Source organism: Burkholderia sp. AU6039 (assembly GCF_002223365.1).
Taxonomy (GTDB): Bacteria; Pseudomonadota; Gammaproteobacteria; order Burkholderiales; family Burkholderiaceae; genus Burkholderia.
In genome coordinates, this window is record NZ_NKFK01000005.1 from 728,144 (window position 1) to 754,084 (window position 25,941).

At 66.9% G+C, this 25,941-nt stretch carries 25 protein-coding genes and 1 tRNA gene; 12 read left to right on the top strand and 14 right to left on the bottom strand.

Annotated features, from left to right (window positions below):
• Positions 1–10 precede the first annotated feature (10 nt).
• Both CFB39_RS21085 and CFB39_RS21090 read right to left on the bottom strand, forming a co-directional pair.
• On the bottom strand, positions 11–736 hold the full coding sequence (locus CFB39_RS21085) for a ZIP family metal transporter (RefSeq protein ID WP_089428165.1): 726 nt from the start codon (positions 734–736) through the stop codon (positions 11–13).
• A gap of 186 nt (positions 737–922) precedes the next feature.
• On the bottom strand, positions 923–2,218 hold the full coding sequence (locus tag CFB39_RS21090) for an O-acetylhomoserine aminocarboxypropyltransferase/cysteine synthase family protein (RefSeq protein WP_011356015.1): 1,296 nt from the start codon (positions 2,216–2,218) through the stop codon (positions 923–925).
• A gap of 132 nt (positions 2,219–2,350) precedes the next feature.
• Between CFB39_RS21090 and CFB39_RS21095 the strand changes: the two genes are divergently transcribed.
• On the top strand, positions 2,351–3,019 hold the full coding sequence (locus CFB39_RS21095; RefSeq protein ID WP_089474312.1) for an O-methyltransferase: 669 nt from the start codon (positions 2,351–2,353) through the stop codon (positions 3,017–3,019).
• Positions 3,020–3,028: 9 nt separating this feature from the next.
• Here the strand turns inward: CFB39_RS21095 and CFB39_RS21100 are convergent, their stop codons facing one another.
• The 5 genes from CFB39_RS21100 to CFB39_RS21120 all read right to left on the bottom strand — a co-directional run bounded on the left by CFB39_RS21100 (position 3,029) and on the right by CFB39_RS21120 (position 8,062).
• Positions 3,029–4,180 (bottom strand): DUF1176 domain-containing protein, encoded by a 1,152-nt coding sequence (locus tag CFB39_RS21100; protein WP_179257714.1) that lies wholly within the window; start codon positions 4,178–4,180, stop codon positions 3,029–3,031.
• Between the two features lie 259 nt (positions 4,181–4,439).
• Complete coding sequence (locus CFB39_RS21105) at positions 4,440–5,252, bottom strand: nucleotidyltransferase domain-containing protein (protein WP_089474314.1); 813 nt, start codon at positions 5,250–5,252, stop codon at positions 4,440–4,442.
• 55 nt (positions 5,253–5,307) lie between these two features.
• Positions 5,308–6,531, bottom strand: coding sequence for an RtcB family protein (locus CFB39_RS21110; RefSeq protein ID WP_089475620.1), 1,224 nt, complete (start codon positions 6,529–6,531; stop codon positions 5,308–5,310).
• Between the two features lie 62 nt (positions 6,532–6,593).
• Positions 6,594–7,733, bottom strand: coding sequence for a slipin family protein (locus CFB39_RS21115; protein WP_089475621.1), 1,140 nt, complete (start codon positions 7,731–7,733; stop codon positions 6,594–6,596).
• A 258-nt stretch (positions 7,734–7,991) separates the two neighbouring features.
• Positions 7,992–8,062, bottom strand: a tRNA-Cys gene (locus CFB39_RS21120).
• A 335-nt stretch (positions 8,063–8,397) separates the two neighbouring features.
• Here CFB39_RS21120 and rtcR point away from each other — a divergent pair.
• Complete coding sequence (rtcR, locus tag CFB39_RS21125; protein ID WP_089474315.1) at positions 8,398–10,014, top strand: RNA repair transcriptional activator RtcR; 1,617 nt, start codon at positions 8,398–8,400, stop codon at positions 10,012–10,014.
• Positions 10,015–10,088: 74 nt separating this feature from the next.
• On the opposite strand, the gene CFB39_RS21130 is transcribed toward rtcR, so the two are convergent.
• Positions 10,089–10,676, bottom strand: a complete 588-nt coding sequence (locus CFB39_RS21130) for a nuclear transport factor 2 family protein (protein ID WP_089474316.1) — start codon at positions 10,674–10,676, stop codon at positions 10,089–10,091.
• Between the two features lie 128 nt (positions 10,677–10,804).
• On the opposite strand from CFB39_RS21130, the gene CFB39_RS21135 reads away from it, so the two are divergent.
• Entirely contained in the window at positions 10,805–11,347 is a 543-nt protein-coding gene (locus CFB39_RS21135; protein ID WP_089474317.1) for a MarR family winged helix-turn-helix transcriptional regulator, read from the top strand.
• 46 nt (positions 11,348–11,393) lie between these two features.
• Here CFB39_RS21135 and CFB39_RS21140 read toward each other — a convergent pair whose 3' ends face one another.
• A complete protein-coding gene (locus CFB39_RS21140) occupies positions 11,394–12,605 on the bottom strand; it encodes an IscS subfamily cysteine desulfurase (RefSeq protein ID WP_089474318.1) in 1,212 nt (403 codons plus the stop codon).
• A 255-nt stretch (positions 12,606–12,860) separates the two neighbouring features.
• Between CFB39_RS21140 and CFB39_RS21145 the strand changes: the two genes are divergently transcribed.
• The 4 genes from CFB39_RS21145 (at position 12,861) to CFB39_RS21160 (ending at position 16,121) form a co-directional block, all read left to right on the top strand.
• Positions 12,861–13,409 carry a flavin reductase family protein gene (locus CFB39_RS21145; RefSeq protein ID WP_089428158.1) on the top strand — a complete coding sequence of 183 codons (549 nt, stop codon included), beginning with the start codon at positions 12,861–12,863 and terminating at the stop codon, positions 13,407–13,409.
• Between the two features lie 36 nt (positions 13,410–13,445).
• Positions 13,446–14,924, top strand: coding sequence for a 4-hydroxyphenylacetate 3-hydroxylase family protein (locus tag CFB39_RS21150; protein ID WP_089474319.1), 1,479 nt, complete (start codon positions 13,446–13,448; stop codon positions 14,922–14,924).
• A gap of 48 nt (positions 14,925–14,972) precedes the next feature.
• On the top strand, positions 14,973–15,359 hold the full coding sequence (locus CFB39_RS21155) for a cupin (protein WP_089474320.1): 387 nt from the start codon (positions 14,973–14,975) through the stop codon (positions 15,357–15,359).
• Positions 15,360–15,431: 72 nt separating this feature from the next.
• Positions 15,432–16,121 (top strand): DUF2848 domain-containing protein, encoded by a 690-nt coding sequence (locus CFB39_RS21160; RefSeq protein WP_089474321.1) that lies wholly within the window; start codon positions 15,432–15,434, stop codon positions 16,119–16,121.
• A gap of 20 nt (positions 16,122–16,141) precedes the next feature.
• Here CFB39_RS21160 and CFB39_RS21165 read toward each other — a convergent pair whose 3' ends face one another.
• Together CFB39_RS21165 and CFB39_RS21170 are read right to left on the bottom strand one after the other, a co-directional pair.
• The gene (locus CFB39_RS21165; protein ID WP_089474322.1) at positions 16,142–16,906 is read right to left on the bottom strand and encodes a bifunctional 2-polyprenyl-6-hydroxyphenol methylase/3-demethylubiquinol 3-O-methyltransferase UbiG; all 765 of its coding nucleotides are present in this window, start codon (positions 16,904–16,906) and stop codon (positions 16,142–16,144) included.
• A 13-nt stretch (positions 16,907–16,919) separates the two neighbouring features.
• Positions 16,920–17,546 carry a LysE family translocator gene (locus CFB39_RS21170; RefSeq protein WP_089474323.1) on the bottom strand — a complete coding sequence of 209 codons (627 nt, stop codon included), beginning with the start codon at positions 17,544–17,546 and terminating at the stop codon, positions 16,920–16,922.
• A gap of 172 nt (positions 17,547–17,718) precedes the next feature.
• On the opposite strand from CFB39_RS21170, the gene CFB39_RS21175 reads away from it, so the two are divergent.
• The 3 genes from CFB39_RS21175 to CFB39_RS21185 all read left to right on the top strand — a co-directional run bounded on the left by CFB39_RS21175 (position 17,719) and on the right by CFB39_RS21185 (position 20,157).
• Positions 17,719–18,519, top strand: coding sequence for a helix-turn-helix domain-containing protein (locus tag CFB39_RS21175; RefSeq protein WP_089474324.1), 801 nt, complete (start codon positions 17,719–17,721; stop codon positions 18,517–18,519).
• A gap of 125 nt (positions 18,520–18,644) precedes the next feature.
• On the top strand, positions 18,645–19,064 hold the full coding sequence (locus tag CFB39_RS21180) for an ATP--cob(I)alamin adenosyltransferase (RefSeq protein WP_089474325.1): 420 nt from the start codon (positions 18,645–18,647) through the stop codon (positions 19,062–19,064).
• 97 nt (positions 19,065–19,161) lie between these two features.
• A complete protein-coding gene (locus CFB39_RS21185) occupies positions 19,162–20,157 on the top strand; it encodes a LysR family transcriptional regulator (protein ID WP_256991440.1) in 996 nt (331 codons plus the stop codon).
• A 267-nt stretch (positions 20,158–20,424) separates the two neighbouring features.
• Here CFB39_RS21185 and CFB39_RS21190 read toward each other — a convergent pair whose 3' ends face one another.
• On the bottom strand, positions 20,425–21,333 hold the full coding sequence (locus CFB39_RS21190) for a LysR substrate-binding domain-containing protein (RefSeq protein WP_089474326.1): 909 nt from the start codon (positions 21,331–21,333) through the stop codon (positions 20,425–20,427).
• Positions 21,334–21,441: 108 nt separating this feature from the next.
• Here CFB39_RS21190 and CFB39_RS21195 point away from each other — a divergent pair, with 108 nt between their 5' ends.
• Positions 21,442–22,524, top strand: a complete 1,083-nt coding sequence (locus CFB39_RS21195; protein ID WP_089474327.1) for a tartrate dehydrogenase — start codon at positions 21,442–21,444, stop codon at positions 22,522–22,524.
• 247 nt (positions 22,525–22,771) lie between these two features.
• Positions 22,772–24,082 carry an MFS transporter gene (locus tag CFB39_RS21200; protein ID WP_089474328.1) on the top strand — a complete coding sequence of 437 codons (1,311 nt, stop codon included), beginning with the start codon at positions 22,772–22,774 and terminating at the stop codon, positions 24,080–24,082.
• A gap of 77 nt (positions 24,083–24,159) precedes the next feature.
• On the opposite strand, the gene CFB39_RS21205 is transcribed toward CFB39_RS21200, so the two are convergent.
• Positions 24,160–24,954 (bottom strand): polysaccharide lyase family 7 protein, encoded by a 795-nt coding sequence (locus CFB39_RS21205; protein ID WP_089474329.1) that lies wholly within the window; start codon positions 24,952–24,954, stop codon positions 24,160–24,162.
• A 341-nt stretch (positions 24,955–25,295) separates the two neighbouring features.
• Positions 25,296–25,793 carry a shikimate kinase gene (locus CFB39_RS21210; protein ID WP_089428148.1) on the bottom strand — a complete coding sequence of 166 codons (498 nt, stop codon included), beginning with the start codon at positions 25,791–25,793 and terminating at the stop codon, positions 25,296–25,298.
• Between the last annotated feature and the right edge of the window lie 148 nt (positions 25,794–25,941).

Here is a 25,941-nt window from a genome sequence, read left to right on the forward strand (position 1 = left end):
CCGCGCCTGCTTATCCGGCCTTCACCGATCCTTCGATCAGAAAGAACACGATGAAGCCGATGAAGAACGCGGCGGTCGCGAACGGCGTTTCAGGAACCTCGTGCGCTTCGACCAGCAGTTCCTCGGTGACGAGGTACAGCAGCGCGACGGTGCCGAGCCCGAGCAGCGCTGCGTAGATATTGGATGGGAGTCCTGCGAATGCCGCGTTACCGGCCACGGCCGCGATGCTCAGCAGCGCCGCGAGCCCGACCGGAACGACGATCGACAGCAGGCGGCCGATGCCGGCGGCCGCGAGCGCCGCGCTGACCGACAGCGCGAGGAACAGTACTTCGAGTGTCAGCGCGACGGTCAGGATGATGCCGCTTTCGTCGCTGGCGGAGAACGCGATGCCGAGCACGAGGCCGTCGATGACGAGGTCGATCGCGGTGACGATGATCAGGCTCACGGGCAGCCGCGCTTCCTCGAAGCGCGTCTCGATCGCGCCCGACAGCGCACGGATCGCGAGCATCAGCGCGATGCCGAGCACGAAGCCGACGACGACCGGAAACAGCGCATGTGCGCGGTCCTGCGGCAGCAGTTCGAGCGCGGCGGCCGCGAACACGATGCCGCCGGTGAAATGCTGGATGACGCTCGACGTTTTCGGGCCGGGTGCGCGCCAGGCGGCCGCGAGGGCGCCGAAGCAGGCCGCCAGCAAGGGCGGTAACGTGAGCAGCGCGAGCTTCGCGGTCGGTGTCATGAAGCCTCTCGGACGGTTGGCGTACCGCAGCGGGCTCAGCGTCTGGCTATCCGGCTGCTTGGTACGGGTGGTTCGTACACGCCGGGCGTTACCCCGGCACCATCCGGGGATTGAACACCTTGAAGCCGCTTCAAGGTCAACACATTCGAGGCAGGGCGCACCGGCAAGCCGGCGCGCCCGTTTCCGTCAAAGCTGCGCGAGCGCCTGGTCGAGATCGGCGAGCAGGTCGTCGATATGCTCGATGCCGATCGACAGCCGCACGGTTTCCTCCTTCACGCCGGCCTTCGCGAGTTCGGCGGGCGACAGTTGCCGGTGCGTCGTCGATGCCGGGTGCGTCGCGAGCGATTTCGTGTCGCCGATGTTGACGAGCCGCGTGAACAGCTTCAGCGCGTCCTGGAACTTCGCGCCGCCGTCGCGGCCGCCCTTCACGCCGAATGTCAGGATGCCCGGCGCGCGGCCCGACAGGTAGCGCGCGACGAGCGGATGGTCCGGGTGATCGGGCAAGCCCGCATAGTTCACCCATTCGACGTTTTCGTGGCGCGCGAGGTGCTGCGCGATCTTCAGCGCGTTGTCGCTGATGCGCTCGACGCGCAGCGCCAGCGTTTCGATGCCTTGCAGGATCTGGAACGCATTGAACGGTGAAATGGCCGCGCCCATGTTGCGCAGCGGCACCACGCGTGCGCGGCCGATATAGGCAGCCGGCCCGAACGCTTCCGTGTAGACGACACCGTGATAGCTGACGTCGGGCTCGTTCAGCCGCTTGAAGCGGTCCGCGTGCTCGGCCCACGGGAACTTGCCCGAATCGACGATCGCGCCGCCGAGGCTCGTGCCGTGCCCGCCGAGATACTTCGTCAGCGAATGCACGACGATATCCGCGCCGTGCTCGAACGGGCGCAGCAGATACGGCGACGGCACCGTGTTGTCGACGATCAGCGGGATGCCGTGGCGATGCGCGACTTCCGCGAGCGCGGCGATGTCGGTGACGTTGCCGAGCGGGTTGCCGACCGATTCCGCGAAGATCGCCTTCGTGCGCGCGTCGATCAGCGGCTCGAACGACGCGGGGTCGCGCGGATCGGCGAAGCGCGTCGTGATCCCGTATTGCGGCAGCGTATGCGCGAACAGGTTGTAGGTGCCGCCGTACAGCGAACTCGCGGACACGATGTTGTCGCCGGCTTCGGCGATCGTCTGGATTGCGTACGTGACGGCCGATTGTCCCGAGGCCAGCGCCAGCGCGCCGATGCCGCCCTCGAGCGCGGCGATCCGCTGCTCGAGCACGTCCGTCGTCGGGTTCATGATCCGCGTGTAGATGTTGCCCTGGACCTTCAGGTCGAACAGGTCGGCGCCGTGCTGCGTGTCGTCGAATGCGTACGCAACGGTCTGGTAGATCGGCACGGCGACCGCGCGCGTGGTCGGGTCGGGACGATAACCGCCGTGTACGGCGATGGTTTCGAGGCGCCAGTTCGATGCGGCCTGATCGGTCATGGGTGCTCCGTCTGTTGTTGTGGTGGTCGAGCGATTATAGGAGCACGTGCGCCACTGCCTTTAGAACGAATGGTTTGTTGCTTATGGCAGGGCGGCGCATAAAATGCCTGTTCCGCAAACAAGGGGCGCTCGATGAATCAGGATCATTGGAACCAGGTGGATGCGTATTTCTCCGCGACGCTCGTGCCGTCCGACGACGTGCTCGACGCCGCGCTCGCGGCGAGCGACGCAGCGGGTCTGCCCGCGATCAACGTCGCGCCGAACCAGGGCAAGCTGCTGCAACTGCTCGCGACGATCCGCGGCGCACGGCGGATTCTCGAGGTCGGCACGCTCGGCGGTTACAGCACGATCTGGCTCGCGCGCGCGTTGCCGCCGGGCGGCTCGCTCGTGACGCTCGAACTGAATCCGGAGCATGCGAAGGTCGCGACGCAGAACATCGCGCGTGCCGGGTTCGCGGAAGTCGTGACGGTGGTGGTCGGTAGCGCGAAGGACAGCCTCGCGCGGCTCATCGACGCGGGCGAAGCGCCGTTCGATTTCATCTTCATCGATGCCGACAAGGACAACAACCCGGCCTATCTCGACGCGGCACTGAAGCTGTCGCGGCCCGGCACGGTGATCGTCGTCGACAACGTCGTGCGCGGCGGGCGCGTGGCCGATCCGGACAATCACGAACCCGACGTGGTCGGCGTGCGCGACGGGTTCGCGCGTCTCGTGGCCGCACCGAATCTCACGACGACCGCCGTGCAAACGGTCGGGCAGAAGGGCTGGGACGGGTTCTCGATCTCGATCGTCGGCGCGTGACGTGGTGCGTCAGCGCGGGCTGGCTGCCGCATCGGCCCGTCGATACAGGCGTGGCCACTGATCGTCGAACAGGCCGTTGCACGTGCCGTGCGTGGCGATATCGCCGAGCATGAAGCGCCGGCCGTCGAAGATCCACGATGCGGTCGATCCGCAGTCGCCGGCACTGCGCAGCCTCACCTTGCTCGACAGCGTCGCGCTGGCGGGATCGTAACCGGCGTCGGTCAGTTCGTTCGCGAAGGAGGCCGAATCGAGTCCCGCGTTCGCGTTCTCGCCGAAATTCATCGCCGTCGGAGAGTAGGGCGCCGTCCGTCGCACGCGATACCACAGGTCGGTGTGGTTATACATGCTGCTCGTCTGGCACGGTATCGCGACCAGCGCTTCGTCGGCGGAAATCGCCACGGCGCGCGATGCCTTCCTGCGATCGCTCGCCGACATTTCGTCTTCGACATCGGCGGCACATTGCTTCACGTCGCCACCGAACTTCGCGAGCACCGCGTCGACGAGCGGGCGTTGCTCGGTGGCCGACAGGTCCGCGACGGCCGGTGCCGGCGTGACGGCGGGCGGGAGTGCCGGCGCGGCCGGCACCGACGACGCGGGCCGGGTGCCCGGGCGCAGCAGGGCCGTGACGGTGCCGACGCGGCCCTGCGTGTCGTCGATCAGCAGCAGCGCGGCATTCAATCCCGTCAACGGCGTGCGGGCGGTTTGCGCCGATGCCGGATCGCCGAAGCTCAGCAGTTGCGCATTGCGCGACGCGGCGAGCCAGGCGGCCACCGTTGCAGGATCGTTGGTACGGATCCGGAACGGGTGCGCTTCGTCATCGTCCGGCTTGCCGCCGAACGCATGCCATTGAGCCGCCATTGCATCGAACGGGCGGCCATCCACGCGTGCAGTGCGCAGGTCCAGCGGCGCCGACGCGTAGAGGTCGAGCGAGGCTTGAGCATCGGGGCCGGCATCGCGCGTCACGCGCAGGATGAGGCGGGCGCGGGCGTCGTCGATATCGTCGGCATGGCTTTCGGCAATGCAGCGGTTGCCGTTGTCGCAGACGACCGACCAGTTCTTGAAATCGCGCTCGACCGGCGGCCGCGCGAGCGGGCGAGCCTGGGCAACGATCGGGGAAACGGCGAGGAGGGCGGCGATGGCGAGCGAAAGGCGGTGCGACATGACGGTTCGTATCGACTGTGGATGGGCGGGCGGAAGACGTCGGGCTGCAAGCGCATCGTCAGCAAGCGGGGCAGGTCGAAGGCTGCGGCGCATGCGGCGGCGCGCTTTGGCGAACGGCATCGAGTATACCGCCGCAATGGGCTGCAATCGTGACGGCGACGCGTAGTGTGCAGGCACGTTCATTGCGGGCCTGCATTGATCGGACGAGTGTGGATGCGGAAAACGGCGCGACACCCAAACGCATCGCGCCGTTCGTTTTTCATCGATCGTCGACCACGTCGCGCAGGAACGCATCGAGCATCGCCACGTCACCCCACGGCCGCTTGTATTCGCGATCGTGTTCGGCATCGGCGAGCATCGTCTCGACGAGCGTGTGGATCGCTGGCCGGCGCGGCCCGTACTCGCTTTCGTTCGCGCTCATCTTCAGCGCGAGCAATGCGTCGAGTTCCGCGCGCACCGCCGGCTCGTGCACGGTGCCGTCGACGAGATCCGCGAAGCGCATCGGCGGCATCCCGAGCCCCATGTCGATCCAGCGTACCGCGAGCAGCGGCCGCAGCACGTACAGGTACTTCTTGTAACGCACCGTGTCGCCTTGCAGATAGCCGCGAAAGTTCTTCTTCGCCATCGCGAGGTAGTGGTGACGCCCGCGCACCGGCGAGAAGAACGCCGACGCGAGCGACCTGAGCCGCGGCGCCCAGCGCGCGTCTTCGCGATACACGACGGGCGAGTCGAGCCATTCGAGCAGCGTCGGGTTCGAGCGGCGCAGCAGTTGCAGCGCCTTGCGCAACTCCCAGCCGCTGACGTCGAGCTCGTCGTCGAGCGGCCGCTCGATCACGTCGCGTTGCGGTTCGACGCTCAGATACCAGTCGCGCCGGTGCACATACACGAAGCGCACGTCGTAGTCGCTATCCGGCGATGCGAACCCCCAACCGCGGCTGCCCGATTCGCACGCGAACAGCACGCTCACGTCGTGGCGGCGCTCGACTTCCGCGAGCTCCGCCATCACGCGCGCCCGCACGGCCGGATCGACCGGATGCGCGCTGCGCACGGTCGTCATTTTTTCCGTTTTCATTGTTGTCGTTTCCCTTTCGTTGTGCGCGGCCGCCGGCCATCGGCCGCGCACCGCGCTATCCTTTCACGCACACCACCTGGCGCAGCGTATGTACCACTTCGACGAGGCTGCGCTGGGCCGCCATCACCGCGTCGATGTCCTTGTAGGCCATCGGGATTTCGTCGACGACACCCGAGTCCTTCCGGCATTCGACGCCCTGGGTTGCCTTCACCTGGTCGTCAACCGTGAAGCGGCGCTTCGCTTCGGTACGGCTCATCGTCCGGCCCGCGCCGTGGCTGCACGAGCAGAAGCTGTCCGGGTTGCCGAGGCCGCGCACGATGAAGCTCTTCGCGCCCATCGAGCCCGGAATGATCCCGAGCTGCCCTTTCTGCGCGGACACCGCACCCTTGCGCGTCACGAGGACGTCTTCGCCGAAGTGGCGTTCGCGCTGCACGTAGTTGTGGTGGCAGTTCACCGCGTGTTCGTCGACCGAGAACGGCTTGGCGATCACGCCGCGAGCCGCACCGATCACGGCGTCCATCATCGCCTGCCGGTTGCGGCGCGCGTAGTCCTGCGCCCAGCCGACCGCTTCGACGTAGTCGTCGAAGTGGCGGCTGCCCTCGGTGAAATACGCGAGGTTGCGATCCGGCAGGTTCGCGATGTGCTGCCGCATGTCGGCCTGCGCGAGTTCGATGAACAGGCTGCCGATCGCATTGCCGACGCCACGCGAGCCGCTGTGCAGCATGAACCACACGTGGTCCGCTTCGTCGACGCACACTTCGATGAAGTGATTGCCGGTGCCGAGCGTGCCGAGATGCGCGTAGTGGTTCGTCTTTTCCAGCTTCGGATACTTGTCGACGATCCGCTGGAAGCCCGGTTGCAGCGACTTCCACGATTCGGTCACGGCGGCCGGCGTGCGGTCGCCCCACGCGCCCGGATCGCGGCGGCCCGGCGCGCGGCCGTGAGGCACCGCGCGTTCGATCGCGCTGCGCAGCCCCGCGAGCGAATCCGGCAGGTCGGATGCCGTCAGCGTCGTGCGCGCGGCCATCATCCCGCAGCCGATGTCGACGCCGACCGCGGCCGGAATGATCGCGCCCTTGGTCGGAATCACGCTGCCGATCGTCGAGCCCTTGCCGAGGTGGACGTCCGGCATCACCGCGACGTGGCTGAAGATGAACGGCATCTGCGCGGTGTTGCGCAGTTGGGCGCGCGCCTCTTCTTCAACGGCCACGCCTTGCGTCCACATCTTCACCGGCTTGCCGTTCGCCAGTTCCATTACCTGGTAATCCATTTCACTCATGTTCATCACCTTGCTACTTTGTTCATGAGGCACGGCGCGCGTGCGCCGTGCCTGATCATGCATTACGCGCCCTTGATGCTGACGAGTCCGTTCAGCACCTGGTCGAGACCGCCGAACACCGAGATGCGGTCGATCCGTTCCGCGACGCGCTCGAGCGTTTCCAGCTCCTTGAGCCGCAGCGCGGTCGGGTTTTCTTCCATCACCTTCGCAGTGTTCAATAGCGAACGCGTGGCCGCCGTTTCCTCGCGGCGGCGAATCACGTTCGCCTGCGCGGATTTCTCCGCCTCGACCACCTGCGCGAGGATCGTCTTCATGTCGCCCGGCAGCACGATATCCTTCACGCCGACGCTGCGCACGTCCACGCCCGAATGGCCGAGGCGGGCGCGCACCTGCGTGATCACGACGTCGTCGATCGACTGCTTGTCCTCCAGCAGTTCGTCGAGCGAGCGCGTGCCGACGGCCGATCGCAGTGCGAATTGCAGCTCGCGGTACAGGTGCTCGACCGGCTTCTGCAGTTGGCCGAACGCGTGCAGCACGTCCGCATAGCACCACGTCGCCGACAGGTTCAGCCGCAGCGCGACCTTGTCGCGCGTCAGGATTTCCTGTCCGCCGACTTCGATCGCCTGCAAACGCAGGTCGACGAGCTCGACCGCGACGTCGCGGTTGAAGCGCCAGAACGCCGCTACGCCCGCGTCCAGCAACCGCTCGATCTTGCCGTCGATCTTCAGCACGCCGACGTGGTACGCCGGCACCTGCGCCAGCAGCACGCCCGTCAGGCCCGCCACACCGCGTGCACGCAGCGCCGGTTGCGCGATGCGCTTCACGAGCGCGGCCGGCAGCAGGCTGTCCTGCGCGAGATCGACGCGTTCGAGACGGTGCGCGGTCAGGCCGCGCCAGTACAGCCGGCGCGTGCCCGGCGCCAGGATCTCGACGAGCACGTCGTCTTCGTAGCGCAGGCCCGCTTCATCATCGGCGAGATCCATCGCGACGAAGTGCTGCGCGAGCACGTCCGGCGCGTCGTGACGCAGGTAATCGGCCAGTGCCGCGTCGGCGAGCGGCGCGTCGAGACGCGCGGTCTGCACCGACAGGCGCTTGAACGGATCGAAGGCCTTGAACACGCCCGGTTCCAGCACCTTCACGAAATCGCCCTCATTCATCAGCAGCGCGCGTTCGTTCTTTTTCACGACATGTCGCATCCACATATTCTTGTCCTTTTCTTCATTGACCGCCGGGTGACACGCATCGTGCGGATCGCGGGGCGACGCAACCGGGCGGGCGGCGCGCTGGCCCGGCGTCGACGTGCACGGCGACGCATCCTGCATTGCGTCGTCGTGCGCGTTCGCGCGGGCCGTGCGGCCGTCCGGCCGATCGCGCGGAACCGCAACCGGTCCGACGCGCGGCGGGCCTTGCGGCCCGCACCGGCGGGTACTGCTTCTATCAAGAGACTGTCCTTGCGGACAGTGTTCGAGCGGGATTCGAACCCGCTACACACCGGCTTGCGCCGGCTGCTCTACCTATGAGCTTCCGAACGGAGGGCGCCCCGGGACTCGAACCCGGGCGAAGCGCCTTGCGCGCCCGTTTGCCTTCGTCTGCCCATGGCGACATGCGCTGCCGCGACGAACCAGGTTCGGCGGCGGCGCACCAGCAGGGCTTTGTGAACCCTGACTCGTGGGCCAGCGGGACATCCGGCGCTTTCTATTTAGCGAGGAGCGTGCCAGCGGGTGTTTCGATCCTCGAAAAAAATCTCAAATCATTGAAGTAAAAGGGGAAATTATTTTAAGCGGCAGATGGGGCTTGAATATCCGATGGTGGCTCGATCCGGAAATGTCGATACAATAGGATCGCTTCTTATCCCATGAGATAAACATGCGAAAGACTGTTGCGATCGGTTTTCTCGGTACCGTGCTCGACCAGGGCGGCGGCTCGCAGCGCCGATGGCGCAACTGGCGGCCGACGATTTCGCTGTGCGAGCAGCGCGACACGCCGATCGACCGGCTCGAACTGTTGCACTCGCCAAACTACGCGCGGCTCGCGAACCGCGTGAAGCAGGATCTCGAGCGTGTGTCGCCGCACACCGACGTGCGGCTGATCCCGATGGAGATTCGCGATCCGTGGGATTTCGAGGAGGTCTACGCCACGCTGCACGATTTCGCGCGCGCCTACCCGTTCGATCTCGACCGCGAGGACTACCTGATCCACATCACGACGGGCACGCACGTCGCGCAGATCTGCTGGTTCCTGCTGGCGGAGGCGCGCTACCTGCCTGCGCGTCTCGCGCAGACGGCGCCGCCGCAGAAGACCGACGAAGGGCCGAGCGGGCCCGGCACGATGTCGGTGATCGATCTCGACCTGTCGCGCTACAACCGCATCGCGCAGCGTTTCACGCGCGAACGCGACGAAACGGTGTCGTTCCTGAAGGCCGGCATCGCGACGCGCAACGCGCGCTTCAACGCGCTGATCGAGCAACTGGAGCGCGTGGCCGTGCGTTCGCGCGCACCGATGCTGCTGGTCGGGCCGACGGGTGCCGGCAAGTCGTTTCTCGCGAAGCGCGTGTACGAGCTGAAGCGCGGCCGCCATCGGCTCGCGGGGCCGTTCATCGAGATCAACTGCGCGACGCTGCGCGGCGACGCGGCCATGTCGACGCTGTTCGGTCACGTGAAGGGCGCGTTCACGGGCGCGCAGTCGGCGCGGGCCGGGCTGCTGCGCGCGGCGGACGGCGGGCTGCTGTTTCTCGACGAGATCGGCGAACTCGGGCTCGACGAACAGGCGATGCTGCTGAAGGCGATCGAGGAGAAGCGTTTCCTGCCGGTCGGCGCGGACGTCGAGGCGACCAGCGATTTCGAGCTGATCGCGGGCACGCACCGCGACCTGCGGCAGATGGTGGCGGCCGGCACGTTCCGCGAGGATCTCTACGCGCGGATCAACCTGTGGACGTACGAACTGCCGGGGCTGGCCGAGCGGCGCGAGGACATCGAGCCGAACCTCGAATTCGAACTCGACCGTTTCGGCCGCGAGCAGGGCGAGCAGGTGCGGTTCAACGTCGAGGCGAAGCGGCGCTATCTCGCGTTCGCCGCGTCGCCACGCGCGGCGTGGGCCGGCAACTTCCGCGAGCTGTCCGCATCGGTCACGCGGATGGCGACGCTGGCCGATGCGGGGCGGATTACCGAAGCGCTCGCCGAGCAGGAAGTCGAACGGCTGACGCGCACGTGGTCGTCGCCGGGCGGTGCGGGTGCGCCCGATGCATGTGTCGATGCGGTGTTCGGTGCGCGTGCGGAAGAACTCGACCTGTTCGACCGTGCGCAGCTCGAACGCGTGCTGGACGTGTGCCGCATGTCGGCAAGCTTGTCGGAGGCGGGACGCACGCTGTTCGCGGTGTCGCGGCAGAGCAAGAAGCAGCCGAACGATGCGGACCGGCTGCGCAAGTATCTGGCGCGATTCGGGCTGGATTGGGACGGGGTGCGGCAGGCGCTCGACGGAGCGTGACGCTTACGGTGGCGCGAGCGCCGCGTGCAGCTGGAGCGCGCGGCACGCGGCACGCGGCCATTGAGCGGGAAGGGTTACGCCGCCGCTGCCTCGTGAAACGGCGCCAGGAATGCCCACTCCGGCTGCGCAGCCGCCACATCCGCGAGCCCGCGCGCGAATGCGTGCGCCGGTAGCCACGGATAGCCGAACGCCGCGTGCAGTGCATCGAGTTTCACCGACTGCGGATCGTCGATCGTATCCATTCGTGCGATATGAATATGCAGCGCGGCAATCCGCGCGGCGTCTTCGCTTTCGCCGTTGCCCGCGAACTGCCAGCGGTACGTGCCATGCCCGATCCGCAACGCGCCATTGTCTTTCTGCCGCATCACGACGAGCCACGACATCCCGCTGGCACCCGCTGAGTCGACTTCGGGTGCCGTGCAAACGTAATAGGTCCGGCAGCGTTCGAACCGCTCGCCGAATTCCTCGACCAGCGTGCGCGCAATCGCAGCCGCGCCCGTCACGCGCGGCGGAAAATCGATATCGTCGTTCGCGAGCGAAAAGCTCAGTTCGGCATCGGCCGCGAAGCAGTCGGCGATCAGCGCGGGCCGGTTCAGGTCTTTCGCGCGCAGATAGCACTCGAGCAGCGCGCGAACCGTTGCGGGATGAAGCGGAAAGGGCATGGACGTGCCTCCTGTATCGGGAAATCGGGACACATGCGCCGGCCGGGCCTGGCCAGGGGCGGATGTGCCTTTGCCGTATAATTTCGTTTCAAAGCTAAATTCGCATGACCGTACGGAGCGTCGAAGTCATGGCCAAGCAGCAAGAGGAGTCCGTTCTGACCATTACCAACCCGGCCTGCCTGATCGACGGCACGGACACGGAATTTCGTCACCTGATCAACGGGCTGCTGCCGTTCGCGGCCCGCCTGCTGTCGGTGCGCGACGGCTTCGGCTCGCTGATCGGCCTCACCGGCATCCAGTATTCGCTGCTCGTCTCGGTTTCGCATCTGTCGCACGACGATGTCGTGACCGTCAATCGCCTCGCCGATCACCTGCACCTGAGCGGCGCATTCGTCACGATCGAGACCGGCAAGCTGAAGAAGCTCGGCCTGATCGACAAACGCTCGGACCCCGACGACAAGCGCAAGATGCGGCTCACGGTCACGCCGGCCGGCTCGAAGCTGCTGAAGGCGTTCGCCGATACGCAGCAGCGCATCAACAACGTGCTGTTCGAGGGCGTGACGAAGACCGAATTCAAGGCGCTCTGCTCGGTGATCGACCGCCTCGTCACCAATGGCGACCGCGCGACGCTCGATCTCGCCCACCTGATCGCGCGCCTGGAAAAAGGCTGACGCGTACCGGCCGCGCTCGTCGGCCGGCCTGACGCATCGGCCGTGCTCAGTGCGCGGCCCACTCGATCGTATTCAGGTCGACCCCTTCGAGATGCATGTCCCACAGCGGGCTCAGCTCACGCAGCTTGCCGACCGTGTCGCGCACCTGCGCGATCACGCTGTCGACTTCGGCTTCGGTCGTGAAGCGGCCGAGCGTGAAGCGGATCGAGCTGTGCGCGAGCTCGTCGCTGCGGCCCAGCGCGCGCAGCACGTACGACGGCTCCAGCGATGCCGACGTGCACGCGGAGCCTGACGACACCGCGACGCCCTTGATTCCCATGATCAGCGACTCGCCTTCGACGAAATTGAAGCTGACGTTCAGATTGTGCGGAATCCGGCGGGTGAGATCGCCGTTCACGTAAACCTCGTCGAGTGTCGACAGGCCGGCCAGCAACCGGTCGCGCAAGGCGCCGACACGGCGGCTTTCTTCCGCCATCTCTTCCTTCGCGAGCCGGAACGCCTCGCCCATCCCGACGATCTGGTGCGTCGGCAGCGTGCCCGAACGCATCCCGCGCTCATGGCCGCCGCCATGCATCTGCGCTTCGATCCGCACGCGTGGCTTGCGGCGCACGTACAGCGCGCCGATTCCCTTCGGGCCGTAGACCTTGTGTGCGGTCACCGTCAGCAGGTCGACGTTCAATGCATTCACGTCGACCGGAATCTTGCCGGCCGCCTGCACCGCGTCGCAATGGAACACGATGCCGCGTGCGCGGCACAGCGCACCGATCTCGGCCACCGGCTGGATCACGCCCGTTTCATTGTTCGCGAGCATCACCGACACCAGGATCGTGTCGGCGCGCAGCGCTTGCTGCACGGTATCGAGATCGAGCAGGCCGTCTTCCCGCACGTCGAGATACGTGACGTCGAAGCCCTGGCGTTCGAGTTCGCGACACGTATCGAGTACGGCCTTGTGCTCGGTCTTCACCGTGACGAGGTGCTTGCCCTTGCCCTGGTAGAAGTGCGCGGCACCCTTGATCGCGAGGTTGTTGCCCTCGGTCGCGCCGGACGTCCACACGATTTCGCGCGGGTCGGCGCCGAGCAATGCGGCGACGTGCGCGCGCGCTTCCTCGACGGCCTGCTCGGCCGCCCAGCCGTAGCCGTGGCTGCGTGACGCCGGGTTGCCGAACTGCTCGTGCAGGAACGGCACCATTTTGTCGACCACGCGCGGATCGACGGGCGTCGTCGCGCTGTAGTCCATGTAGATCGGACGGGATTGCATCGATGCGGCTCCGGAAGACGGTGTCTCCCGCGGTGCCCGAAAGCACCGGGGAACAGGGTAGCCGCAGTGTACGTGGACATTCCCGGACGTCGCGCAACATCCATCCCGCCAGTAGGGTTGTCTTTCAAACAAAGCTTTCAAATTCAGGGTTTACGACAACTTGAACCCGCCTTTGTGTTTACATTTAATAAAAGCTAAATAACAAAGCTAAATAACGGTGCTTTGTTGGGCCGGATTCCACTGCGGAATCCGGCGATGCAACCCAAGGAGGACGAGATGAGCGAGAACCATGCCGGAACCGGCGCGGGCGCCGACGAGCAGCGGCGCTTTCGCACGGCACTGTCGATGTTCGCGACGGGCGTCGCGGTGATTACCGCCCCGCGCAAGGAGGGGATGCCGATCGGCATCACGGTCGCGTCGTTCAATTCGGTGTCGCTGGATCCGCCGCTGATCCTGTTCTCGGTCGACCGTCGCAGCCTGAGCCTCGGCGACCTGGCCGGCGCGGAAGGCTATGCGGTCAACGTGCTCGACGAGACGCAGCAGCACCTGTCGAACTGCTTCGCGAAGGCGAACGGCGACAAGTGGGGCTGGCGTGCGGACGCAGCCGATGACGATGGCGCAGTGCTGCTGCCCGACGCGCTCGCGACATTCGAATGCGAACCCTATGCGCAGTACGACGGCGGCGATCACGTGATCTTCGTCGGCCGCGTGACGCGGCACTGCGCGCGTTCGGAAGGGCGCCCGCTGATCTTCTTCGGCGGCCGCTACCGCACGCTCGACGGCATGCACGCGCCGTCTGCCTGACTGCAATCCACGTTTCATTCCACCCTGGAGGACACCATGATCAAGAACGGGACTCAGCACATCGCGTCGCTGCGCGACGGGCGGCAGGTCTACCTGAACGGCCAGCCGGTCGGCGACGTGACCGCGCACGCGGCATTCCGCAATTCGATCCGCAGCTACGCGAGCCTGTACGACTACCAGGCGCGCGACGAGAACGTCGAGAAGATGACGTTCGTCTCGCCCGACTCGGGCAACCGCGTCAGCCGGATCTGGCAACTGCCGACGTCCTATGACGAACTCGTCGAGCGCCGTGCCGCGCTGGAAGCGTGGTCGGAGCTGCACTACGGCTTCATGGGGCGTTCGCCGGATCACGTCGCATCCTGTCTTTCCGGGATGTTCATGGGCGCCGACGTGTTCGAGCAATACGATCCGGCGCGAGCGGGCGCGCTGCGCGACTACTACCGCCATGCGCGCGACAACGACCTGTTCCTGACCTACGTGATCGTGAATCCGCAGGGGAACCAGTCGAAGTCCGCACACGAGCAGGAGGACAAGTACCTCGCGGTCGGCATCGTCGATCAGGATGCCGAAGGCATCACGGTGCGCGGCGCGAAGATGCTCGCGACGAGCGGGATCATGGCGAACGAGGTGTTCTGCAGCTGCATCCAGCCGCTGCGCGAAGGCGACGAGATGTACGCGCTGTCGTTCGCGGTGCCGATGAACGCGAAGGGCATGAAGATCCTGTCGCGCAAGTCGTACGAGGAGAACGCGACGTCGGTGTTCGACAACCCGCTGTCGAGCCGCTTCGACGAGAACGACGCGGTGCTGTATTTCGACGACGTGAAGGTGCCGTGGGAGCGGATCTTCGTCGCCGGCAACACCGCGATGTGCGCGAAGCAGTTCCACGCGACGCCCGCGCACGTGTACCAGAACTACCAATGCCAGGTGCGGCTGATGACGAAGCTGCGCTTCCTCGTCGGGCTCGGGTTGAAGATCTCCGAGGTCAACGGCACGAATACGTTCCCGCAGGTGCGCGAAACGCTGGGCCAGCTCGCGGCCGAAGCGTCGATGGTCGAGGCGTGGGTCTACGGGATGGAAGCGAAGGGCACCGTCGTCAACGGTTTCTACGTGCCCGACCGCAACATGCTGTACGGCTCGCAGGTCGTCACGCAGCAGCTCTATTCGAAGGTGCTCAACACGCTGCGCGAGCTCGCCGGCGGCGGAATGATCATGCTGCCGTCCAGCGTGCGCGACTTCGAGAATCCCGACCTGCTCCGCATCATCGAGAAAACACAGAAGTCGCCCGTGTGTTCGTCCGAAGAACGCGTGAAGTTCTTCAAGCTCGCGTGGGATGCGGTCGGCTCCGAATTCGCGTCGCGCCACAACCAGTACGAGCTGTTCTATGCCGGCGCGTCGTTCGTCACGAAGGGGCACGCGTATCGCACGTACGACTGGCAGCGCGCGTCGCATCTCGTCGATTCGATGCTCGGCAGTTATTCGTTGAACCAGGAACTGTCGACGCCGCGCGCCGCCTGATGCGTCGCCGTGCGCCCGACTCACCCGCTATCGCCACAGGAGAGACAGATGGCCATCAACAAGCTTCACGACGAATTCCATACGCTGGACATGCAACGCGACTGGCGCCTGCCGGAAGGCTATGACCCGGCGTCCGGCGCGCAGGAACTGATCCTGTCCGGCGCGCTCGACACCGAGCGCAAGCGCGGCAGCCGCACGCGCCTGTTGCGCCTGCCGGCCGGGCTGCATACGAAGAAGCCGTTCGTGCACGACTACTGGGAGGAGGTGTTTCTCGTCGAGGGCGACCTGACCGTCGGCAACGACGAGCACGGCAACGGCGGTACGCCGTTCAAGGGCTACACGTACGCAGTGCGTCCGCCCGGCGCATGGCACGGCCCGTTCAAGTCGGACGGCGGCTGCGTGCTGCTGGAGATCCACTACTACGACCCGGCGTAAGCCCGGCCGATCCACGACACACGGCGGGCGGCAGCGCGCAGCGCGTGCGCTGCCCGCCACGAGGAGCATTCGATGAAAACCATCACGTTCGCGATCGACGGTCGCGACGGCCGCACCGAGCGCGCGATCGCGATCGACACGCTCGTGATCGCGGGCTGGACCGGCCGCGACACGGTCGCCATGGAGAAGCACATCCGCGAACTGGAGGAACTCGGCGTCAAGCGCCCGGCGACGACGCCCGTGTTCTACCGCGTCGCGGCCGATCGCCTCGATCCGTCGCCCGCGATCCAGGTATCGGGCGAGCAGAGCAGCGGCGAAGCGGAATTCGTGCTGGTGCGCGACGGCGGCGAGACCTTCGTGGGCATCGCGTCCGACCACACCGATCGTGAAGTCGAGACCTACGGGATCACCGTGTCGAAGCAGATGTGCGGCAAGCCGTGCGCGAACACGCTGTGGAAGTTCGACGACGTGGCCGGGCACTGGGATCAGCTCGTGCTGCGCGCGTACGCGACGATCGACGGCGAGCGCGTGCTGTATCAGGAGGGCAAGGTGACCGCGATGCGCGCGCCGGACGACCTGCTCGCGCAGTTCGCACGCCACGACGGCCGCTTCGTCGACGGCACCGCGATGCTGTGCGGCACGCTTGCGGCGATCGGCGGCATCCGGCCGGCCGAGCGGTTCGAGGTCGAGCTGGAAGATCCGGTGCTGGGCCGCACGCTGCGGCATGCGTATGCGGTGGACACGCTGCCCGTGGCGGGTTGACGCGGTAGCAGCGCACGCACTCAGGCGCGGCAGATCGCGATGATCTCCGCGCTGGTCGCCTCGTCGAACGGCGCGTGCTGCCAGTCGCCGTACCAGTCGGCCGACGCGAATCCGGCTGCGATCACGCGCGCCTGCAGATCGGGTTGCGCGATGAAACGCAGCCGGCTCGTGTTCGTCAGCACCGTGTCGTCACGACGGAAGCGGTAGTGCGTGTCGAACGTCACGATCGCACCGTCCACCGAGCGCACCGCATGATGAAGATCGACGATGCCCGCTTCGCGTGACTCGACGCTGCATGCCGAATGCTCCTGCGTCCATTTACGCCACGGCTGGATGCGCGGATTGCGGGTGTCGAACAGGAAGCGGCCGCCGTCGGCGAGCACGCGCCGCACGCCGCGCAGCATCGCGTCGATTTCGGTGTCGGTCAGCAGGCACTGGAACGCATGCCCGGTCATCACGACCGCATCGAACGGTGGTGCGCCAGGCGGCAGGCTGTCGAGCCCGCATGCGAGCCAGTGCACGGTGTCGGCGCCGGGCTGGCGTCGGGCGTATTCGATCATCGCCGGCGCGGGGTCGATCGCGACGGCGTCGTGTCCAGCCGCCGCCAGCCGGCGCGCGAACGTGCCGGTGCCGCAGCCGAGATCGAGGATGCGTTGCCGTGCGGCACCGATCACGGACGCGTAGAACGCGAAGTCCTGGTCGCCCGCGTTGAACAGGTCGTAGAGCGCGACGAGGCGCGGGTCGGTGTAAAGGGCTTCGCCGGCGGGCGCGGCGGCAGACGTCATGCGGCCGCGCGTGTCAGCGCTGCTGCGCCGCCACGCGCAGCCCGAGCGCGATGAAGATCGAGCCGATGATCTTCCCCTGCCAGCGCGTGAGCCACGTGAGCCGCTTCACGATGCGGCCGAGCGGGCGGATCGAGCACGCGATCAGCGTCGTGTAGAGCGAGCTGAGCACGACGAAGATCAGCCCGAGCACCGCGAACTGCACGAACGTCGAGCCGCGTTCCGGATGCACGAACTGCGGCATGAACGCGAGGAAGAACAGCGCGGTCTTCGGATTCAGCACTTCGGCGGGAATTGCCTGCAGGTACGCCTTGAGCGGCGTGACCGGCGACACGCTCGGCAGCGACGGATCGGACGGCTTCTCGATCAGCGCGCGCACGCCGAGATAGATCAGGTACGCGGCGCCGACCACCTTCACGACGTTGAACGCGAGCGCCGACGTCATCAGCAGCGCCGACAGGCCGACGGCCGCGAACAGCGTGTGCACGAAGTCGCCGCTGGCGACGCCGAGGCCGGTCAGGATGCCGGTCTTGCGGCCACCCTGCACGGTGCGGCTCAGCACGAGCAGCACGGCGGGGCCGGGAATCAGGAACAGGCCCAGGACGACGGCCGTGAAGGTGGTCAGCGTGGTCAGGTCGAACATGGCGGCTCCGGCAGGTGGGCGCAGCGGCGGGGGATCGGGGCATTGTATTCGTTTCGGCGCGCGACCGCAGACGCCGCCCGGGCACCGGCACGGCCGGATCAACCCCTTTCTGGTATAAGCACGAAAAGGCGCGCGGGCAGCGCGTCCGGCTTCCCTCCTCATCTACCGTTTCATGAGCCAGCTTCCACCGACCACCGATCCCGCAGCGGATGACGCAGTCTTCCACGTGCCGCGTCCGCTCGTCGTGTTCGGCGGCTCGGTCGTCGAGCCCGAATGGCTGCACGAGCGGCACAGTCATCCGCAGGCACAACTGCTCTACACGCTGAGCGGCGTGATCTACTGCGAGATCGACGGCGGCGTGTGGAGCGCGCCGCCGCAGTGCACGGTGTGGATTCCGGGCGATGTCCCGCATTCGGCGCGCGGCTCGGCCGGCGCGACGTTCTACGCGGTGCTGGTCGAACCCGACGCCGCGCTCGACCTCCCTGCGCGCTGCTGCACGCTGTCGGTGTCGCCGCTGCTGCGCGAGCTGCTGCTGAAGGCGGCGAGCTTCCCGAACCTGTACGACGTCGACGGGCCGCAGGGGCGGCTGATGGCGACGCTGCTCGACGAACTCGTCGCGGCGCCGGTCGAGGATCTGTACCTGCCGATGCCGGCCGACCGGCGGCTGCGCAAGCTGATCGACCATCTGCTCGACGATCCGGCCGACAAGTCGCCGCTGGCCGAACTCGCGCGGCGCGTGGGCATCAGCGAGCGCAGCCTGACGCGGCTCGCGGCGAAGGAGCTCGGGATGAGCGTCGGCGACTGGCGCCGGCGGCTGCACGTCGCGCTGTCGCTGCGAATGCTGACGGCGGGCCGCCGCGTGCACCAGATCGCGATCGATCTCGGCTACGAGAGCGCGAGCAGCTTCGTGACGATGTTCCGCAAGGCGACCGGCAAGTCGCCGACGCAATTCCTGACCGACCGGCAACGCTGAACGACGAAGGCCGTGCCGCCACGTGTGCGCGATTGGCCGGATTGAGCAAGCGGTTGGCCGGGGCGATAAATGACGCCGCAGGCCTCGATCCATAAAATGAGAATCGTTCTCATCTGGAGGCCGACATGCAAATCGTCACGACTGAATTCCCGTTTGTCTGGTTGCGTTACACCGGTTCGACGCACACCGACCCCGCCCGCCTGATCGCCGAGCTCGACGCGTTGCTGGCGCGTCGCGAACCGTTCGTTCTTCTGACCGACGACGCGCCGTCCGGCGACGATCGCGGCGGGGACGATCACGAGTTGCGCAAGCAGCTCGCGAAGTGGAGCAAGGCCAACCGCGCGCAGTCGCGTGAGTGGATCCCTGCGATGATCGCGATCGAGCCCGACGCAGCGCGGCGCGTGGCGCTCAACGCATTCTCGGGTGCGTTCGAGAAGGTATGGGGCTATCCGCTGAACGCGGCAGCCACCCGCGACGACGCGCTCGCGCTGGCGCAGCAGTTGCTCGACGAACCGGCGCGCGGCGCCGCAGCGGCGAACGGCTGAGGCCACGCTGCCGCGCCGACGGCGCGGCGTTCCTCGATACGCATGCACGGCGCGCAAGCGCGCGCCGCGGCATGCGGCAAACATGCAGGGGTGTCCGGTGGACAATCCGATCCGCGCGATGCGCATCTTCACGCGCATCGTCGAAATGAACAGCTTTACGCGTGCGGCGCAGGCGCTCGGCATTTCGCGCGCCACCGCGACGCGGACCGTGCAGGAGCTCGAAACGGCGCTCGGCATGCCTTTGCTGGTGCGTACGACGCGCGCGCTGCGGGCGACGCCCGAAGGCGACGCGTATTACCGGCGCTGCGTGCGTATCACGGCCGATGTCGACGAACTCGAAGCCAGCATTCGCGGCGCCGCGCTGCGTCCGAGCGGGCCGCTGCGCGTCGAGCTGCCGGCGGCGGTCGCGGACGCGATCGTGCTGCCGGCGCTCGGCGCGTTTCATGCGCGGCATCCCGATCTGGTGCTGACGCTGGGGGTATCCGGGCGCGCGGCCGATCGCGTCGGCGATGCGATCGACTGCAGTGTCCGGCTCGGCGAACTGCCCGATTCGTCGCTTGTCGCGCGCCGGCTCGGCACGCTCGAGCGCGTGACCTGCGCGAGCCCCGCGTATCTCGATCGCCATGGCGTGCCGCGTACGCTCGAAGACCTGGCCGTGCATCGCGCGGTCAGCATGTCGTCCGTTCAGGGCCAGCGCACGGCCGAACTCGATTTCGTCGTCGATGGGGCGGTGCGCAAGGTGCGGATGGACGGGATCGTCAGCGTGGACGACGAGCCTGCGTATCTGGCGTGCGGCATGCATGGCCTCGGGCTGATCCAGCCGCCGCGCGTCGCCGCGCAGCCGCTGATCGACGCGGGGCGGTTGCGGGAAGTGCTGCCGCGCTGGCGGCCCGACGCGATCGCGGTGTCGGCCGTCTACGTGAAGCGGCCGCATGTGTCGCCCGGCGTGCGCGCGTTCGTCGACTGGATCGCCGAGCGTTTCGAGGCGGCGGTGAGCGGCCATGCGGGCCTGATCACCGCACGGGTGTGGCGGCCGACGGTGGGCGCCGCGGACAGGGTTGACCAGGTGGACGCCCAGATGGCCGCAGCTTGATCAGCAAGTGTCGAGTCAGGCGCGGTCAACGGTTCGCAATCGTCGTGGGTGCGTGCGTGCGCTTGACCGACGAGATCGCGCAAGCGGATCGATGATCCCGCCGGGTTGCCGTGGCGAAGCGGACGGCGGCGGCCGGGCGCTGCCGGCTCATGTGAAGGTGCCGATATCCTGGCGATTTTTTGGCGAAATAGCGGAAACATTGGCGCTTTTGACCGAGCCGCACGTTGGTCTCTGCTGAATCGACGGACGTCGTTTCGTGCGTCCCGATCACCGCCCCAGCGCGTCCGCCAGAAAATCGACGAACGCCCGGATCCGCGTGGACATCTGGTGACGCTGCGCATACACCGCATAGATGTCGGCGCTCGGCGTCTCATGGTCGGGCAGCACGACGACCAGGCGGCCGTCGGCGAGATAATCGCGCAGATCCCATTCCGCGCGCATCAGGATCCCGTGCCCGTCGAGCGCCCATTTCACGGCGATCTCGCCGTCGTTCGTCGTCAGGTTGCCGTTGATCCGCACGGCCTCCGTGTGGCGTGCCGCGCCGCGCCCGCTCGTCAGGCGCCAGATTCCGTAACCTTCGTCCCCCTGCCGGATGCCGATGCAGTTGTGGCGCGTCAGGTCGTGCGGCGTCGCCGGTGTGCCGTGCCGCGCGAGATACGCGGGCGCCGCGCACAGCAGCCGGCGGTTCGGCGCGAGCCGTCGCGCGACGACCCGCGTATCGGGCGGCTCGCCGAAGCGGATGCATACGTCGAACGCGTCGTCGGTGAGCGGCGGCGGCATGACCGACAACTGCAGTTGCACCGACACCTCCGGATAACGCGCGACGAAGCGCGAGATCGCGGGGCCGACCTGGTTGCGCCCGAAGCCGAGCGTCGCGTTCACGCGCAGCAGCCCCTTCGGGCGCTGCTTCGCGCTGCCGAGCAGTTCGCCGAGTTCGTCCATCTGGTCGAGGATCCGGCGCGCGTAGTCGAGATACACGTCGCCTTCGGGCGTCAGCATCATCCGCCGCGTCGTGCGGTTCACGAGCGTCACGCCCGCGCGCCGCTCCATCTGCGTGAGCCGCTTGCTGACGGCCGCCGCGGTCAGCCCGAGTTCGCGCGCGGCCGCGCTCAGGCTGCCCGACGCGGCCAGCGTCGAGAAGAAGCCGAGATCGGCCGGCTGAACGGTATCCGCCATGTCGGGATTCGTGAATTCAAGTTAAAGATGCTTTGAGTCTAGCACCGGTTCCCGCACTCCTGGTTAGGTAAAGTGCCTTCACGCTGACGATCAATCGAGGATGTGCGCATGAAGACCTACCGTATCGCAACGATTCCCGGCGACGGGATCGGCAAGGAAGTGGTGCCTGCCGGCAAGCAGGTGCTGGAAGCGCTGGCCCGCGGCAGCGACCGCTTTGCGTTCGAGTTCGAGGATTTCGACTGGGGCGCCGACTACTATCGCCGGCACGGCGCGATGATGCCGGCCGACGGCCTCGATGCGCTGCGCGGCAAGGACGCGATCCTGTTCGGCTCGGCGGGCGACCCCGACGTGCCCGATCACGTGACGCTGTGGGGGCTGCGCCTGAAGATCTGCCAGGGCTTCGACCAGTACGCGAACGTGCGCCCGACGCGCATCCTGCCCGGCATCGACGCGCCGCTGAAGCGCTGCGGGCCCGACGACCTGAACTGGGTGATCGTCCGCGAGAACTCGGAAGGCGAATATGCGGGCGTCGGCGGCCGCGTGCACCAGGGCCATCCGATCGAGGCCGCGACCGACGTGTCGATCCTCACGCGTGCCGGCGTCGAACGCATCATGCGCTTCGCGTTCCGGCTCGCGCAGTCGCGCCCGCGCAAGCTGCTGACCGTGATCACGAAGAGCAACGCGCAGCGCCACGCGATGGTGATGTGGGACGAGATCGCGAAGCAGATCGCGCAGGAATTCCCCGACGTGACGTGGGACAAGGAACTCGTCGATGCGGCGACCGCGCGCATGGTCAACCGGCCGGCGTCGCTCGACACGATCGTCGCGACCAACCTGCATGCGGACATCCTCAGCGATCTCGCGGCCGCGCTCGCCGGCAGCCTCGGCATCGCGCCGACCGGCAACATCGATCCCGAGCGCCGCTATCCGTCGATGTTCGAGCCGATCCATGGCTCCGCGTTCGACATCATGGGCAAGGGGCTCGCGAATCCGGTCGGCACGTTCTGGTCGGTCGTGATGCTGCTCGAGCACCTCGGCGAAACGGCCGCCGCCGCGCGGGTGATGCAGGCGATCGAGGCCGTGACGGCCGACCCGTCGCTGCATACGCGCGACCTCGGCGGCAACGCGACGACCGCGCAGGTGACGGCGGCCGTGTGCGAGCGCGTCGCGAACGCGGCGGTCGCCGCCTGACGACAAGCGCGGCGATGGGCAGGCGGGCCGCGACAGAGCGGCCAGCGACCAGCGGCTGGCGGCGCGCATGCGCACCCAGTAACCGTTCGTCACCTGTTCATCGTCCCCGGATTTTCCTGCCCCGAGACTCGCGCGCCCGACGCGAGCGGGGCGCGCCGGCACACGCGCTTCGTCGCGGCGCAGGCGAGCATTCAAACACCGAGCACGACTCGACGACTCGACGGCTCGACCTCGAAGGAGGAGACACATGCAAGCGGATCTGGAAACCCGCGTCGCGCGGAAACTGATGTGGCGCATCATTCCGTTCGTGATGCTGCTTTACTTCGTCAGCTTTCTCGATCGCGTCAACGTCGGCTTCGCCGCGATGACGATGAACAAGGCGATTGGCCTGTCGCCGACCGCGTTCGGATTCGGCGGCGGCCTGTTCTTCATCGGCTACTTCCTGTTCGAGGTGCCGTCCAACCTGATTCTTCATCGCGTCGGCGCGCGCCTCTGGATCGCGCGCGTGATGATCACGTGGGGGATCGTGTCGGCCGTGTCCGCATTCGCGGCCGGGCCGACGAGCTTCTACGTGCTGCGCTTCCTGCTCGGCATGGCCGAAGCCGGGTTCTTCCCCGGCATCATCCTGTACCTGAGCCTGTGGTTTCCCGCGAAGCAGCGCGCGGTGGCCGCCGCGTGGTTCATGGCGGCCGCGCCGATCTCGACCGCGATCGGTTCGCCGCTGTCGGGCGCGATCATGCAGATGCCGCCGATGTTCGGGCTCGCCGACTGGCAGATGCTGTACATCGTCGAAGCGCTGCCGGCGGTCGTGCTCGGCTTCGTCGTGCTCAGGTGCCTGACCGATGCGCCGTCGAAGGCGGCGTGGCTGCGCGCGGACGAGCGCGACTGGCTGGTCGCGAAGCTGAAAGCCGAAGCCGATGCGCGCCACACGCATGCCGGGCATACGGCCGGCGCGTGGCAGGCGCTGCGCGACCCACGCGTGCTGGCGCTCGCGCTGATCTACTTCGGCACGTCGGCGGGGCTGTACACGCTCGGCCTGTGGGCGCCGCTGATGGTCAAGCAGTTCGGCTTCACCGCGCTGCAGACGGGCCTGCTCACCGGGATTCCGAGCATCGCCGCCGTCGTCGCGATGATCGCGTGGGCGCGGCATTCGGATCGTACCGGCGAGCGCACGTGGCACGTCGTGATTCCGTGCGTGCTCGCCTGCATCGGCTTCGTGTTCGCGGGGCAGGCGAGCACCGCGCTGCTGACCGTGCTCGCGCTGGTCGTCGTCAACATCGGGATCAGCGCCGCGAAGGCGCCGCTATGGGCGATGCCGAGCGCGTTCCTGTCCGGCGCCGGCGCGGCGGCGGGCATCGCGATGATCAACTCGATCGGCAATCTCGGCGGGTTCGTCGGGCCGTTCGCGATCGGCTGGTTGAAGCACGTGACGGGCGGGTATGCGGCGGGGCTCTACGTGGTGGCGGGTACGCTCGCGGTGTCGGCGGTCGTCACGCTGATGTTGAGCCGCAAGGGGGCGAGGCAAGCCGCCGTGTCGGGGGTGCGGCATCACTCGTAAGCGCGACGTATGCATCGAAACGCCGGACGGTCGCGCATGACGTGCGCTCGTCCGGCTTCATGCGTCGTGCCGCGCGATCAGCTATGCGTGAGCGTCAGCGCATAGAACTTCACGACGGTGCCGGGCGTCGTCAGCGGCGTGCCGGACACGGCCGTCTGGTCGTAGTCGCCGGCCTTGAAGTAGAAGCTCTCGCCGTCGAAGCTTGAATCCATCGTGAAGGTCTTGGTCGTGCCGTTCGCGGTGACGGTGATCGTCGTGCCGCTCAGGCTCAGCGCGTAGCTGAACTTCTGGCCGACGCCGACCGTGGTGATCGGCGTGGTCGTCGACTTGCCGCCCTGGTTGGTGCTTTCGAGCAGCAATTGCACGACGCCGCCCGACGTGAACTGCAGCTCGCACAGCGGCTTGCTCGGGCCGGTGCCCTGGAAGATCTGGCCGATCGTCGTGTGGCCGGGCACCTGCGTGACGGCCACCGTCGCGTTCAGCCGGTTGGTGCCGGAGGTCGGCCAGATCGCGTTCTCGCGCAATTCGGTGCGCGGATGCAGTGAGCCGGACGTCGTCCAGCCCTGCGTCGGGTCCATCATCACCATCGATCCGTCGCTGCCGTCCGTGTAGAAATACGTCGGGTTCACGTAGCCGCCCGCGAGCGACGAGCCGCTCACGGTGTCGACCTTGCCGGACGAGCCGGTCGGCAACTGCAGCGTGAACGGCGCGAGGTTGAAGTTCGAGCCGGGCGGGTTCGACGGGCTGAGCGCCATCACGGTGGCCTGCTGGCGGGCGGCGGCGGCCGGACTGGCCGGATCGTCGCCGCCGCACGCGGACAGGCACGCAACGGACAGAACGGCGACGACGCACGGGATGATCCTGTTCTTCATGGTGTCTCTCTCTGATGGTCCGTGGCTGGGCGCCACGTTGTGGATAACGTTTTCCTATTCTGGCGCCTGATCGTCGAAACGAGATCGGTTGCCCGCAGGATTCACTCCAAAATACAGAAAGCAGATGAGGCTCGAAGGCTGAAACAGTGATGCCGGTAATTGCGGGATTTCCAAGGATTGCAATCGGCTTTCCGTGAACGTGCTCATGCCGATCGAGGACGATGCTAGCAAGAAGCGGCGGGAGAGTAAACGTTTTCCTATTTAGGCCGAAGAAGCTGCCTTTCGCCGGCTGTTGCGAGGTATCCGCGTGCCGGCGTGAAGGGCGCGGTCAGGTTTGCCGGTTACGGCTCAGTCGCCGCGACTTGTTGTGCGATACGCGCCGCACAAGCATCAGGCGTCGCATCGGACGTATCGAGCACCATCTGGCTGAACGGCCGCGACGCATAGCCTTCGCGATACATCTCGGCGATCCGGTTGCGCTCCCAGTCCGTCAGCGCACGCGAGCCGCGATTCGACGATGCGACCGCTTCGGGCGGTGCGAGCGTCACGATGAACAGCCGCGCATCGCGCGCGTCGCAGGCGGCGCGCAGCCGCTCGAATTCCGTTTCGCCGATCGGATAGGCGATGACCAGATGACGCTCACGTGCGTGCGTGATCTGCGTGACGAGACGTTCGAGCGCGATCGCCCACTGCACGTCGAACGGTGCGTCTTCGGGCGCATCGTGATCGTCGCCGTCGATGAAGCGTGCGTCGGGCAGCAAGCGTGCGAGCGCGAGACCGATCGTCGTCTTGCCGCTGTTGATGGGGCCGTTCAGGTGGATGACGGTCAGGGCGGTCATGAGTCAGCGCAGAAATCGGAACACTCGCAGCTTGCCATGACGGGTGTGGCGATGCCGTGCCGTTGGTACGTCACGCGGGGCGATGCGATTGCGGAGGGGAAAGCAGGCAGGCGGGGGAGAGGCGGAAGGAGTGGCAGGCCGAGTGCGC